Annotated in this window: 15 protein-coding genes; 14 read left to right on the top strand and 1 reads right to left on the bottom strand. The window is 43.7% G+C overall.

The annotated features are described in order from the left end of the window. Nucleotides 1–3: 3 nt before the first annotated feature. From MAMMFC1_RS21635 to folE2, 14 genes are all read left to right on the top strand, one after another. On the top strand, nt 4–354 hold the full coding sequence (locus MAMMFC1_RS21635; protein ID WP_158618823.1) for a PilN domain-containing protein: 351 nt from the start codon (nt 4–6) through the stop codon (nt 352–354). Between the two features lie 11 nt (nt 355–365). Next, the gene (locus MAMMFC1_RS19860; protein WP_232035842.1) at nt 366–917 is read left to right on the top strand and encodes a type IV pilus inner membrane component PilO; all 552 of its coding nucleotides are present in this window, start codon (nt 366–368) and stop codon (nt 915–917) included. 82 nt (nt 918–999) lie between these two features. Then, nucleotides 1,000–2,160: a chorismate synthase gene (gene aroC / locus MAMMFC1_RS19855; RefSeq protein WP_126310158.1), complete on the top strand. Its 1,161-nt coding sequence runs from the start codon at nt 1,000–1,002 to the stop codon at nt 2,158–2,160. Nucleotides 2,161–2,171: 11 nt separating this feature from the next. Further along, the gene (locus tag MAMMFC1_RS19850) at nt 2,172–2,711 is read left to right on the top strand and encodes a hypothetical protein (protein WP_145987660.1); all 540 of its coding nucleotides are present in this window, start codon (nt 2,172–2,174) and stop codon (nt 2,709–2,711) included. A gap of 6 nt (nt 2,712–2,717) precedes the next feature. Continuing rightward, complete coding sequence (locus tag MAMMFC1_RS19845) at nt 2,718–4,100, top strand: secretin N-terminal domain-containing protein (protein WP_126310156.1); 1,383 nt, start codon at nt 2,718–2,720, stop codon at nt 4,098–4,100. Between the two features lie 173 nt (nt 4,101–4,273). Next, nucleotides 4,274–4,807 carry a shikimate kinase gene (locus MAMMFC1_RS19840; RefSeq protein ID WP_126310155.1) on the top strand — a complete coding sequence of 178 codons (534 nt, stop codon included), beginning with the start codon at nt 4,274–4,276 and terminating at the stop codon, nt 4,805–4,807. Then, entirely contained in the window at nt 4,788–5,870 is a 1,083-nt protein-coding gene (aroB, locus tag MAMMFC1_RS19835; RefSeq protein ID WP_174234389.1) for a 3-dehydroquinate synthase, read from the top strand. Before MAMMFC1_RS19840 ends, aroB begins: the two co-directional genes overlap by 20 nt. Nucleotides 5,871–6,072: 202 nt before the next feature. Further along, entirely contained in the window at nt 6,073–6,459 is a 387-nt protein-coding gene (locus tag MAMMFC1_RS19830; protein WP_145987659.1) for a hypothetical protein, read from the top strand. Between the two features lie 252 nt (nt 6,460–6,711). Further along, nucleotides 6,712–7,464, top strand: coding sequence for a nickel pincer cofactor biosynthesis protein LarB (gene larB / locus MAMMFC1_RS19825; protein WP_126310153.1), 753 nt, complete (start codon nt 6,712–6,714; stop codon nt 7,462–7,464). A gap of 7 nt (nt 7,465–7,471) precedes the next feature. Then, nucleotides 7,472–8,707 carry a nickel pincer cofactor biosynthesis protein LarC gene (gene larC, locus MAMMFC1_RS19820; protein WP_126310152.1) on the top strand — a complete coding sequence of 412 codons (1,236 nt, stop codon included), beginning with the start codon at nt 7,472–7,474 and terminating at the stop codon, nt 8,705–8,707. Nucleotides 8,708–8,750: 43 nt separating this feature from the next. Further along, nucleotides 8,751–9,698, top strand: coding sequence for a ribonuclease HIII (gene rnhC, locus MAMMFC1_RS19815; protein ID WP_126310151.1), 948 nt, complete (start codon nt 8,751–8,753; stop codon nt 9,696–9,698). A gap of 239 nt (nt 9,699–9,937) precedes the next feature. Next, the gene (locus MAMMFC1_RS19810) at nt 9,938–11,014 is read left to right on the top strand and encodes an HD-GYP domain-containing protein (RefSeq protein WP_126310150.1); all 1,077 of its coding nucleotides are present in this window, start codon (nt 9,938–9,940) and stop codon (nt 11,012–11,014) included. Between the two features lie 51 nt (nt 11,015–11,065). Beyond that, nucleotides 11,066–11,752, top strand: coding sequence for a 7-cyano-7-deazaguanine synthase QueC (gene queC, locus MAMMFC1_RS19805; RefSeq protein WP_126310149.1), 687 nt, complete (start codon nt 11,066–11,068; stop codon nt 11,750–11,752). A 34-nt stretch (nt 11,753–11,786) separates the two neighbouring features. Beyond that, a complete protein-coding gene (gene folE2, locus MAMMFC1_RS19800) occupies nt 11,787–12,572 on the top strand; it encodes a GTP cyclohydrolase FolE2 (RefSeq protein WP_126310812.1) in 786 nt (261 codons plus the stop codon). Between the two features lie 87 nt (nt 12,573–12,659). Here folE2 and MAMMFC1_RS19795 read toward each other — a convergent pair whose 3' ends face one another. After that, nucleotides 12,660–12,929 carry a hypothetical protein gene (locus MAMMFC1_RS19795; RefSeq protein ID WP_126310148.1) on the bottom strand — a complete coding sequence of 90 codons (270 nt, stop codon included), beginning with the start codon at nt 12,927–12,929 and terminating at the stop codon, nt 12,660–12,662. Between the last annotated feature and the right edge of the window lie 113 nt (nt 12,930–13,042).

Here is a 13,042-nt window from a genome sequence, read left to right as displayed (position 1 = left end):
AAGATGGAATTGGCCAGCCTGAAACTTGCGGAAATTGATAAAAGGAAAACACTGCTACTAAAACTAACCAATGAACGTAAGTCTTGCTATGCAATACTAGCCGGTCTGGGTACGATTGTTCCTCCCGAAATAAAGTTGACGGGAATGGAGACTCTTGGTAAAGATGTTATCCTTATCAAGGGAATCGCGGAGAAATATCCTGACTTAGCCAAATTCATGCAGTTAATGGAACAGAATGAAAGCAATATATTCATCCAGCCTATTTTAATAAAAGCAGAAACAGATACTACAACTTCTTCAATTTCTTCTATAGCAACTAAATTTGAATTAAATATTAAGCTTAAAGGGCTGTGAAAGTGAAAAATATGTTATTGACCCTTTCCCCCCAATACAAATTTGTCCTGGCTGGGTCAGGAATATTGTCGGTAATAGTTTTCTTGTGCTTAGCGATCATCATACCGCAACAGAAAAAGATAAATGAGCTTAAGTTGACACACAATTTGGAGCAGCAGAAAGTGCTAAATATAGAAGCCTATGCCCGCAAGCATCCTGATGCGGATCATTATTTAAAAGAGCTGGATAAAAAATTGACTCAGCTTGATGAGATGCTTCCCCGCCAGCCTGCAATCGGCGCCTTTATGACAGCGGTAGAAGCAGCGGCTGACAGCAGCGGGGTTCGATTGATAGAAACAAAACCTTTATCCATAGTTAAAAAGTCTGAGTACAGAGAAATTCCGTTAGAGATAACAGCCAGGGGAAGTTATTGGCAAATGCTTGCTTTCCTGAAAAGGCTGGAAAACATGCAACGGTTCAATTCTATGACTAACGTTACGGTTCGGACGGTGAGTGGAATTCCGGAATCAGACGACCTGCTTGAGTGCAAATTACTACTTGTCGTCTATACTTATGACGGGTAGAATACAATTGGGTAACTATTTTCAGGCAAATTATCTGTGAAGCAGGATTTGACCCATCAAGACTGAAGAACGGAGTGAAAATATGTTTAAATTTATAACCACAGGCGAATCGCACGGACCAGCTTTAACCGCAGTTATAGAAGGACTGCCGGCCGGTCTTTCACTGGACATAGATTTAATCAATGCCGATTTGGCACGGCGTCAAAAGGGATATGGACGTGGCGGCAGAATGAAAATTGAATGCGACAGGGTTGAAGCTTATTCCGGGATTCGTTTTGGCAAAACAATAGGAAGTCCCGTAACTTTTGTTATTCACAACCGGGATTGGGCTAATTGGCAGGACCGCATGGCCCCGGTTGGAGAACCCAGAGGAGAAAAGGTCACTGCTCCCAGACCGGGTCATGCCGATTTACCCGGAATGTTAAAATACCAGCGGGAGGATATCCGGGATATATTGGAGCGGGCCAGTGCCAGGGAAACTGCCGCCAGAGTGGCTGTAGGAGCGGTGGCCAAGCAAGTACTCGCCCTTGTTGGTATTCAAGTTGTTTCCCATGTCACAAACATTGGCGGCGTGAGTGTAGCGGCAGACTTGTTGCAAAGGACTAATGCCAGCGATATTATGTCGTTAATACAATCTTCTGAACTGGCCTGTATTGATCCTCAGGCGGAGAATTCTATGAAAGAGGCTATACGTAATGCCCGCGACGAAGGAAATTCCTTGGGGGGTATTTTCGAAGTAATTGTCACCGGAGTATTCCCGGGATTAGGCAGCCATATTCACTGGGATCGGCGTTTAGATAGCCGTCTTGCCGGAGCGCTCATGTCGATTCAGGCCGTTAAAGGTGTTGAAATTGGCGACGGATTTGGTTATGCCGGTATGCCCGGCAGTAAGGCGCACGACGAGATTTTTTATCAGCAGGGCACAGGATATTATCGTAAAACTAACCACGCTGGCGGCATTGAAGGGGGTATTAGTAACGGGCAGGATATTGTTGTCCGGGCGGTGATGAAACCCATTCCGACTTTAATGACGCCACTGTTGTCGGTGGATATTTGTTCAAAAGCTCCGATTAAAGCCAATACGGAACGGAGTGATGTGTGTGCCGTTACAGCAGCCGCAGTTGTTGGCGAGACTATGGCTGCTATCGTGTTAGCGGGGGCGATTCTTGAAAAATTTGGCGGTGATAGTATTGACGACTTTCTTCAATCCGTGGACGCTTACCGTCAAAGAATCCGGCTATAGCCACTTATTTCATGCAGGAAACTAACATGGAAAGATCATTATTGGGCAAACGGGTGCCGGTTTTTATTAGTACCCTACTATTATTGATAATTTCTGTCGCCTTTCTTAAAATTACATTTTCAGCGGAAATGCTGCAGGCAAATGCAGTTAGCAAGAAGCAGGCGCCGACTGTCGAATTACAGACTCAACCTGTCATGCCAAAAGGATACCGCCCGGATATGAGCCTTCGCGATCCCTTTGCTCTTGCAGCTAACTTCAAAGGCGATACAGGCGATACAGACAAACCTGTTCCGGTTGCATCAACCCCTAACAATTCCGGTGCTACAGATGTTACCACCAAGGCTGAACAGGTTTTTGCAAAAAAATTACCAATATTGGTTGGGGTGATCAGCCAGGGCGACAGTAAAGCTGCTATTCTCAAATTTGAGGGGGTTAGCCGTTCTTATCAACTGCAAGACCGGATTGGAGCCTTCCAGGTGGTCGAAATTAGGGATGCTACAGTTATGCTTAGTGGCCGTGGCGGCACGTACGAGATAACGTTTGAAAGGTAACAGGGCATGCGATATATAGTAGGTCTTAGCTTGATATTTGTCCTAATTTCGAATTCTCCGCCTGGTATTGCGGGTGCTGCTTCACCGGTAAGTATGAATGTCATCAACGGGGAAGTAAGAGATGTTCTGACAGCTTTGGCAAGTGTCGGGCAGGTCAACATCGTAGTAGATGACTCGGTAGCGGGGACTGTTACAATAAAGCTGCAGGATGTTCCTTTCGAAACCGCCTTGGATTTAATTGCCAGGACAAAAGGACTGGCGTACCAAAAGATTGGCAGTGTTATTGTTGTTGCTGATTCTCAGCGTTTGGGCAAAAATTTTGGCTCTATTCATTATTTTCAGCTTAAGTATGCCAATCCCCACGATATAGTAAATGTGCTGTCTCTTATGCTGTCAGGTAAGCAAGCACAGTTTAATTCCGGCGAAAGCGGGGTGCAGGTTAAGCTAAACGGAAAAAGTACAACTGAGACTCAGTCAGCTACAATTGCCGGAAGCAGTTCGGCCAAAAGTAGCGGCACCAACAGAGAAAGTGAGCGGTTTGTAGTGAACGATTCCATGAATGCCATTATATTTTATGGAACTCCGCGGGAAGCGGAACAAGTCCGTCAAATATTAGATCACTTGGATGTTGCTTACCAGCAAGTATCTCTGGAAGCTCAGGTAATTGCTGTCGCCAAAGACAAGGTTAAAGAACTGGGAATAGAGTGGATGTGGGAAAAAACTCCTCAATACGCTGAATATGATGCTCCGAAGCTCTCTCCCATACAAGACCAAGACGGAAACACTACAGGTTACTATGTTTCTGACCCGGGTAAGGTGACTCGCCGTACAAATAGCGGCATCATTCAATACGGCAAGACCCCGGAAGGGCACCCTTACGAATTTTACTTTCAAGCTCAGCTTAACGCATTAATAAGTAATGGAAACGCCAGAGTTTTGGCCAAACCCAAAATAACCACTCTTAATGGGCAGCAGGCTAGAATACTGATAGGGGATCGAATTCCGGTGCTGGTAGAAAAAACCGAGAACGGCCAAACTTCCACTTCCGTCGAGTATATTGACGCCGGCATAAAACTGACGTTTACGCCCCGTATTAATACCGACTCATTGATTACTGCCGCTGTTCGTACCGAGGTTAGCAGCCCCAGTCTTGTTCCGGAAATAAAAGCCTATCGCATTACGACCAGGGAAGCTGAAACAAACGTGCGGATGAAAGACGGGGAAACAATGGTTATTGGCGGCTTAATCGGTTCGACTGAGACAGAAACGAAAAAATCTGTCCCGTATTTGTGCGATTTGCCTCTTATCGGCTGGCTGTTCAAGAATTCAACACATAGTAAAAGCGATACAGAAGTGGTGATCTTCCTAACAGCAAGAATTGTCAAATAACAGAGTCTGGTTCAAAACGCCCATCTGCGTTGTTACTCCTGCGGGCGTTCGCTGCACGTACTTCTCTGTACTGTTTCGCTCACGTCCTCACACTTTGAACCAGACTCCTTAAATTAAGGTTGCGTGTTTTTTGAAACATGCTCTAACAGCGGAATTACCGGAGGAATGCGTGAATGAGAAATGTAGTGCTAATCGGTTTTATGGGTACGGGAAAGACCAGTACCGGTCGCTTGCTGGCCGGCAGACTCAAGCGGCCGTTTATTGACATAGATAAAAAGATTGAGCAGGAAAGCAGTATGAGTATCAGCGAAATATTCCAAATATACGGTGAGACTCATTTTCGTCAATTGGAAAAGGAGGCTATTTTTCGGGTATCCCGCCACACCAATACTGTAATCGCTACCGGCGGCGGAGCGGTACTTTTTCCTGAAAACATGGTGCGTCTTAAAACCAACGGGGTTATTATTGCTCTTAATGCATCAGTTGAAGCTATATTGGAACGGACGTTCCGCCCAGGAGTCCGGCCGCTGTTGGATGCTGACGACCGGAGAGACACAGTTGTGAAGCTATTGAATGAACGAGATCCGTATTATCGGAGAGCCGACTTTATGGTAGACACATCAGATTGTTCACCGCATGATGTTGCTGAGAAAATTATTGACTTTTTGCGACAAGGGGGTTATTTACGTGGCCGAAGTAACAGTTAATTTAGGTAATGATTCTTACCTCATTGAAATTATTCCCGGTTCTATCAGTCAAATAGGAAAGTCGCTGAATAGGATGCCGTTTACACGGAAAGCATTGGTGGTAACAGACGACACAGTGGGCGCTTTATATGGCAAAGATGTGTTGGATTCATTGACTGGAGCAGGTTACACAAGAGAAATTATGTATGTCCGTCCTGGTGAGAGTTCCAAATCCATAAAAGTTATGGAAGAAATATATACAAAAGCTATTGCCATGGGGTTGGATCGCAAATCCCCGATTATCGCGTTAGGTGGTGGAGTCGTAGGCGATTTAACCGGCTTTGCAGCCGCGACCTATCTTCGAGGAGTTCCTTTTATTCAAGTTCCCACTACTCTTTTGGCACAAGTGGACTCCAGTGTGGGCGGCAAAACAGCAGTCAACCATCCGTTGGGGAAGAACATGATTGGAGCGTTCTACCAACCCAAGCTGGTTCAGATTGATCCGCTGGTATTAAATACTCTGCCGGAACGGGAATTGCTGGCCGGTATTGCCGAAGTCATAAAACACGGAGTCATTGCCGACGAACAAATGTTTAATTTTTTATTTGAAAACGTTGAGCGCATTTTGGCGCAAGATGCCAATGTTCTGACCGATGTAATCAGTCGTAATTGTCGAATCAAGGCTGAGGTAGTTGAGAAGGATGAACGGGAAGCGAACTTACGTATGACATTGAATTTCGGCCACACAGTAGGGCACGCTATCGAAGCCGCCACGGGCTTTTCGCGTTACAATCACGGGGAAGGTGTAGCCATAGGGATGCATGCCGCTGCTCTTATAAGTCAGTACGTGGGGCAGTGTGAAACAGCAGATGTCGACCGCTTGAAAGATTTGCTGCAACGTTTTGGATTGCCGATCAGAGCGGAGGGCTGTTCTGTTGAGGAATTGGAAGCATTTTTGAGTAGAGATAAAAAGTCAGACGGCGGAAAAATAAGCTGGATCTTGCTTAACAAAATCGGTCATGTTCAAATTTGCAATACCGTCCCGGCAAACATTGTGCATCAGACATTAAGAGCAATAATTTAACACACCTGGAACGACTCTTTGAATTGACCTACGCTAATTCTTAATCTTCATTGTCCCCGAACGTGACATAATAAGATGTAACTGAATACTATACAGTACGATAAGCCTGATTGTGTTGCGGGGTGATGCAGTGATTAGCTGGGGAGATGAGCTAAATACCTTATTGGCATTATTAAAAATTCAAAATACGAATATACACCAAATGAATATCATAATCTTAAGTTTGGCAACTGATTTATCTCTGACCAACAATTCTGAATATCAGGAATTTATATTTCATTTTGAGGAGTTTTCCCGCTGTCATTATAATAGCGAAGGGTACAGTCAAGCAACTGAATCGGTACAAGCGTATCGATACATATTGCTGGAAAGACTGCTTGATACTCAGATCCTGGCGGCGGCAGAACAGATGGAGATGGCAATCAGCCACTTGGAATCAGCAATAAGGGAACCTTATATCCGAGTAAATCCACAAATTTTGTTGCTGAATCAGGGGATATTTCAACTGGAAGAAACTCAACTTAAAATCATAGAAAGTCTGGAATCTATGTTGGAACATCACCGCTCAGCCAAGATTCTGCAAAATTAAGGAGGATGATAAACGTTTTTCCAAAATGAACAGGAGTTTTTAATTTTGTGTTAAATAATTACACTTAATATATTATTACTTTTTGTTCACTGCCTTATATTTGTTGTCGTCCGTGGTTCTTTTTGTCAGTAAGCAGATTAGCAATGTCAGACATTAAGACATAATATTCCTGCCGGAAGTTATGTCTTTCTATTTTTCGTTTACTATTACTATAGGGAACGCATTAAAATTACTCAGGAATGAGGTGGACAAGTGGATATCGGCAATATGGCAAGCATACTGCAGGCGTTTCGCGATGGGCATGTGTCTTTAGAAGAGGCTTTAAACAAGTTAAGGATATTACCTTACGAAAACCTTGAATTTGCGAAGCTGGATCATCACCGCTCCCTCCGGCAGGGATTCGCAGAGGTTGTATTTTGCGAAGGAAAGACTATTGATCAGGTGGTAACTATCATAAAACGGTTGGGCGAACACAGCGACAACCTACTCGCAACCAGAGCCAGCCAAGAAATGTTTAATGCTGTGCATGAATTAATACCTGATGCTCAATATCATGTTTTACCCAAATTGATTGTTATTGAACGGAAGTGTTTGCCTAGAGATGAAGAGCGGTTCATTCTTGTAATAACCGCCGGAACCAGTGATATTCCGGTAGCGGAAGAAGCTGCCGTCACAGCGGAAATCATGGGTAATTTGGTAAAGCGGGTATTTGATGTTGGTGTTGCCGGGATACACCGCCTTTTTGACCAGCGTTCGTTAATTGAACAAGCTAATGTTGTTGTTGTTGTTGCCGGAATGGAAGGAGCCTTGGCAAGTGTAGTCGGCGGTATGGTAGCAAAACCGGTAATTGCCGTTCCAACCAGTGTAGGATATGGCGCCAGCTTTGGCGGTTTGGCGGCATTGCTCAGTATGTTGAACAGTTGCGCCGCCGGTGTGGGCGTGGTCAATATTGACAATGGATTCGGAGCGGGTCGGCTGGCAAGTATTATCAATCACATGAGGTGATGGGAAAATGAATGCAAACGGTACAGCTATAAAAACTAAGGCTGCTTTTTGTGATTGTTTCGCAGGAATCAGCGGCAATATGATGTTGGGAGCTTTGATTGATATAGGCCTGCCGGAGGAGAAATTAAAAAAAGAACTTGCCAAGCTTCCGGTACATGGCTACGAAATCAAAACCGCCCGCGTGGATAAGTGCGGCATAAGCGCGGTGCATGTTGATGTTATCGTTGGACAAGATCAGCAGCACCGCCATCTGTCCGACATTTTGGATATTATCGAAAACTCGACTTTATCCGATGCGGTTAAAGAGAAAAGTACTTCTGTCTTTCGGCGTTTAGCTGAAGCAGAGGCCAAGGTTCACGGAGTAGCGCTGCAAGAAGTTCATTTTCATGAGGTAGGCGCTGTGGACGCTATTATCGATGTAGTAGGGACAATTTGGGGTCTTGAATATATGGGTATTGAAGCGCTGTACACATCAAAGCTTCATGTAGGAAGCGGCTTTACTGAGTGTTGTCATGGAACTATTCCTGTCCCCGCGCCGGCAACTGTAGAGTTATTAATTGGAATTCCGTATTATCAGGGAGATATTAAGAAAGAACTGGTTACTCCAACCGGTGCGGCGATAGTAGCATCCTTAGGCCAAGGTTTTGGCTCTATGCCGGAAGCTTTTGTAAGTAAAAAAGTAGGGTATGGAGCCGGCACATGGAATCTTCCCATCCCCAATATTTTGCGACTTTATATTGGCGAAATTGTAGGTATTGATCCTAATCTTGAACAATATAACAAGGATGAACAGGCAGCTTCTGGTTCGGTAACGGTAATTGAGGCCAATATCGACGATTTAAATCCGCAGGTTTATCCTTTTGTGTTGGACAAATTATTGGCGGCCGGAGCCTTGGATGCCTGGATTACTCCCATTATTATGAAAAAGGGACGCCCCGCTGTCAAGCTTTCGGCCTTGGTTGAAGGCACAAATAAGACTAAGGCGGCTGAGATCATTTTAACGGAAACTTCTTCCATCGGCGTTCGCTTTTATGAAGCAGGCCGATTGGTAGCTGATCGGGAATTTCTACCTGTTATTACGCCGTGGGGCCAAGTGCGGGTTAAAATCAGCTCCTATCAAGGCAAAATAATTAATGTGGCTCCGGAATACGAAGATTGCCGTAAACTAGCAACTGAACGGGGTGTGCCGCTTAAGGTAGTACAACATATTGCACTTAAAGAGGCTATGCCTTTTGTCAGATAGTCAGTTATTTATATCGGACTGGAACTGTAGGTGAAAAAAAGAAATGGATAATGATAAAATACGTAAACGTATAGATTCATTGACTTTGGATTTTAGGCAGCTGAATCTTCAAGTAGTAGGGGAAAAGATCATAAATTATGGTATCCAAATTCAAATATCCGACGGCACTACAACCATTCCCGTCAATATTTATTCTGGGAAAAAGGGTATCACTGTTACTGTCGGGGGGGCGGAAAATCTTTTAAAACAGAAAATTTCCGCAGTAATTAAAGGCGAGCAGGTCGAACTGTTTAATACGCCTGCTGACTCAAGCTTGAATCGTCCCTATGGGTTTGAGCATTTGCCCGATTTTGACGGCAAATGGATTGGTATCGATGAATCCGGCAAAGGGGATTTCTTTGGACCGCTGGTGGCCGCGGCCGTTCTTGTTGATCAGGCTACGGCCGAGCGTTTAGCTTTGCTGGGGGTTAAAGACTGCAAAACCCTAACAGACGAAAAAAGCAAAGCGTTTGCTAATCGAATCCGGGAAGAATGTGCCAATCGATATATTGAGCTTGAGCTTATTCCAGTTCAATATAATAATCTTTATTCTCAATGCAAAAATGAGGGTAAGAATCTAAATCATCTTTTAGCCTGGGCGCATGCCCAGGTGTTGGAAAATTTACTGGAAAAAGAAACTTGTAACTACGCGTTGGCCGACCAATTCGCTAATCCTCATTATACCGAAGGACAACTATTGACTCGCGGGAAACAAATTACTCTAATACAAACTCATCGGGCGGAACGTAATATAGCCGTTGCTGCGGCATCTGTTTTAGCTCGTGACCGTTTTCTAAATCGAATGAAAGACCTATCGGAAAAATATAATCTGTCTTTCCCTAAAGGGGCGACGAACGTTCTTGATGCTGCAAGATTATTTGTTAAAAAATACGGAAAAGATGCACTCACTGAAGTATGCAAGACTCATTTTAGAACGTACGAACAAATTTAGACGCGAAACGCGTTTTAAAAGCGGGATTAAGCTATTATATTCACATTTTCTGTCCGTTCTTTGCAGGAAAAAACAGATAAATGTAAAATTTAAAAATATATATTAATTTTATAACATTTTTGTTTTTCTTTTTTCTTAGTCCATTTGCCGGCAACAAGCTAGACAGGATACAGCCCCTTTGATGATGTCGCTCTGGATATTGGTGACAACGTCTAAGAGAATTGAGGAGAAGAAATATTATGGCTAAGTATCGACTGAAAAATTATCTTCTTGAAGATCTATTGCCTGGAATGGAAATTGGTAAACTTGTACTCACTGATGATAACAAGGTTATATTAAGTGAAGGCACTGTTTTGACCCAGAGCATGATCGAAGGGTTGAACTTCTGGGAAATTACAGAAGTGTGTATTCGCGAGGAACTCTTGAAAGCACCGTCTGTTAACTTTGCTATCCCTGCGACCGAGAGCCAGAAAAAATTCTATCAAGGCTATGAAGATACTGTTAGCGTTATAAAAGATTCTTTTTCTAAAATGAGGTTTTTTAAAGAAGTTCCGCTAGCAGCAATGCAAGAGTTGGCCGATCAGTCAATAGATCCTTTGATTTCCTCAATCGGCGTACTAAACCATTTACACATGGTACGTCGCCAAGATGACTACACATTTCATCATTCGGTAAATGTATCTATAATTTGTGGGGTGCTGGGTAAATGGCTGGGTTATTCCGGCCAAGAGTTGAAAGACTTAATACTGGCCGGGTTACTGCACGATGTTGGTAAAACGCAAATTCCGGTAGAGATACTAAATAAACCGGGTAAACTTTCTCCGGAAGAAATGGAAACTATGAAATTACATACTACCCGTGGATATCAGATGGTGAGAGAAATTTCTAATATTCCACCGGGAGTGGGTTATGGTATACTTCAACATCACGAAAAAGCCGACGGAACAGGATATCCGTTCAGAGTCAAAGATATTCAAATTCATGCTTATGCCAAAGTAATTGCTATTGCTGATATTTACGATGCTATGACTTCAGACCGGGTGTATCATCGTAAAGCAACTCCTTTTGCCGTGGCGGAGATGTTGTTTGATGAAATGTACGGCAAGCTTGATCCGGCTATATGCACAGTGTTTCTCAATAATGTAAGGGATTATTTTATTGGCAATATCGTCGAATTAAGTGACGGCCGGGAAGCTGAGGTCATCTATCTGGGACAATATTTGGCTTCTCGCCCCGTGGTTTATGCGCAGGACGGAGAAAGTATTGATTTGGAGAAGCGAAAAGATGTCAGTATTATACGCCTTGTGCGGGCATAGTAAGATAGGACAAGCAATTATTTCTTTGTTGCAGGAGGAACTGCATAAGACATGAAAGAAAAAGCAGTAATTTTGCTATCAGGCGGGTTAGATTCAACTGTATGCATGGCGGTAGCCAAAAACCTGGGGTTCGAGCTTCTGCCACTGAGTTTTAACTATCACCAGCGCCACAAGCGGGAACTTGAAGCGGCGGCCAAGGTAGCTGCGTATTTTGATGTGTCTAAACATCTGGTGATTGAAACCAATATGGAGTCAATCGGCGGTAGCGCTCTTACGGATGATGACATGAGCGTACCTGCAGGTAATATAGAACGGGACGATATTCCCATAACATATGTACCGGCGCGCAATTTGATATTCTTAAGTTATGCATTAGGGTACGCGGAAGTCAGCGGCTCAAACCGTATCTTCATTGGTGTAAATGCCCTTGATTATTCAGGATATCCTGATTGTCGTCCCGAATTTATTCGAATGTTTCAGCAACTGGCTGATTATTCCACAAAAGCGACGACTCAAGACGGTCGGCGTATTGTCATAGAAACGCCGTTAATCAATTTTACCAAAAAAGATATTGTACTATTAGGTCACCAACTTAAGGCGCCGCTCCAACTTACAACTAGTTGTTATCAGGGGGGAGAGGCAGCTTGCGGCCAATGCGACAGTTGCTTGCTGCGGCTTAAAGGATTTGCCGAAGCAGGCCTAACCGATCCCATCTTGTACGATGATAGGAGTGAATAAATTGAAACTAAAATCTCAGGAAACGAAAAACAACATAAAAGATGTCCAAAATTCTTGTGATGAGAGAGGTATTGCCATTCAAAAAGTAGGTGTAAGTGACGTACACCTGCCTTTCCTGATTCAGACAAAAAACGGATCGTTTCAATCCGTACTGGCCAAAATCAAACTTACTGTCAATTTGCCGCAGGAATTTAAAGGTACGCACATGAGCCGATTTATCGAGGTCTTGAGTGATTGGAGCCAGAAGCCGGTTTCAGCTAAAGAGATGGAATATATCTTAATTGATACTATTGATCGGCTTCACGCCCAAAGTGCAGCCATTGATATCAACTTTAAATATTTTATTGAAAAGACCGCTCCGGTCAGTGGTTTTACAAGTATGTTAGATTATGACTGCGCTTTTTCCGGCAGTTTGACCAGGGGGCAGCATTTGAATTTTGTTCTGGGTCTTAAGGTCCCTTTTACCTCATTATGTCCTTGTAGTAAAGAAATTTCATGTTATGGAGCGCACAACCAGCGGGGTATAATGCGAGTCAAAATTAAGCACCAGCCCGGCAGCTTCATCTGGATCGAAGATTTGGCGGAGTTAATGGAAGCTGAAGGAAGTTGCCAGGTTTATCCTTTGTTAAAGCGGGAAGACGAAAAATATGTGACGGAAAAAGCTTATGAAAATCCAAAATTTGTTGAAGATGTGTTGCGGGACTTGGTACTCAGTCTTCGCAAAGTAGAAGGCGCTCAGTGGTTTGAAGTGGAATGTGAAAACTACGAGTCTATTCATAATCACAGTGCTTACGCTGCTCATGTGGAAACACTGAAGTAGTGTGAGGAAAATGAGCAACGCCGGAAAAATTTGTTTTTCCGGCGTTGCTGTTATGCTTATAATACAATCAATTCATCTGTTTGTAGATTAGCTGTTATAGTCTGCGTTCGCGTCCTTTTTGGCAGTTAAAGTTTGGTTTGCCAGGCTGGCAGCAGTATTTGCGGTTGCTTGACCAGATGGTTGGCTGGATTGAGTAGACTGTTTGGCCAATTGGCTTAATTTGGACAAGTCTGCAGAAGTATTTGTTGTGGAAGTCGCCGACGTTGCAGATGTTGAATAATCCCCATTGGCATCGTATTGAGCAGTCAGTGTTCCGGCGCCTGTGGCTTGCGGATTGTTTTGTTTGCTGTTTGCCATTCTTTCTACCTCCTAGTATTTTAATAGAATTCAGGCTATCGACCAATATTATTATCACAAAGAATTGACCTACTGATACGAGGGATTTTTTACCCAGGATGGGAAAATCCAAG

It is taken from the genome of Methylomusa anaerophila, assembly GCF_003966895.1.
In the GTDB taxonomy this organism is placed as follows: Bacteria; Bacillota; Negativicutes; order Sporomusales; family Sporomusaceae; genus Methylomusa; species Methylomusa anaerophila.
Note: the sequence above shows the minus strand (reverse complement) of the source record. Positions and strands in the feature narration are given on the sequence as shown.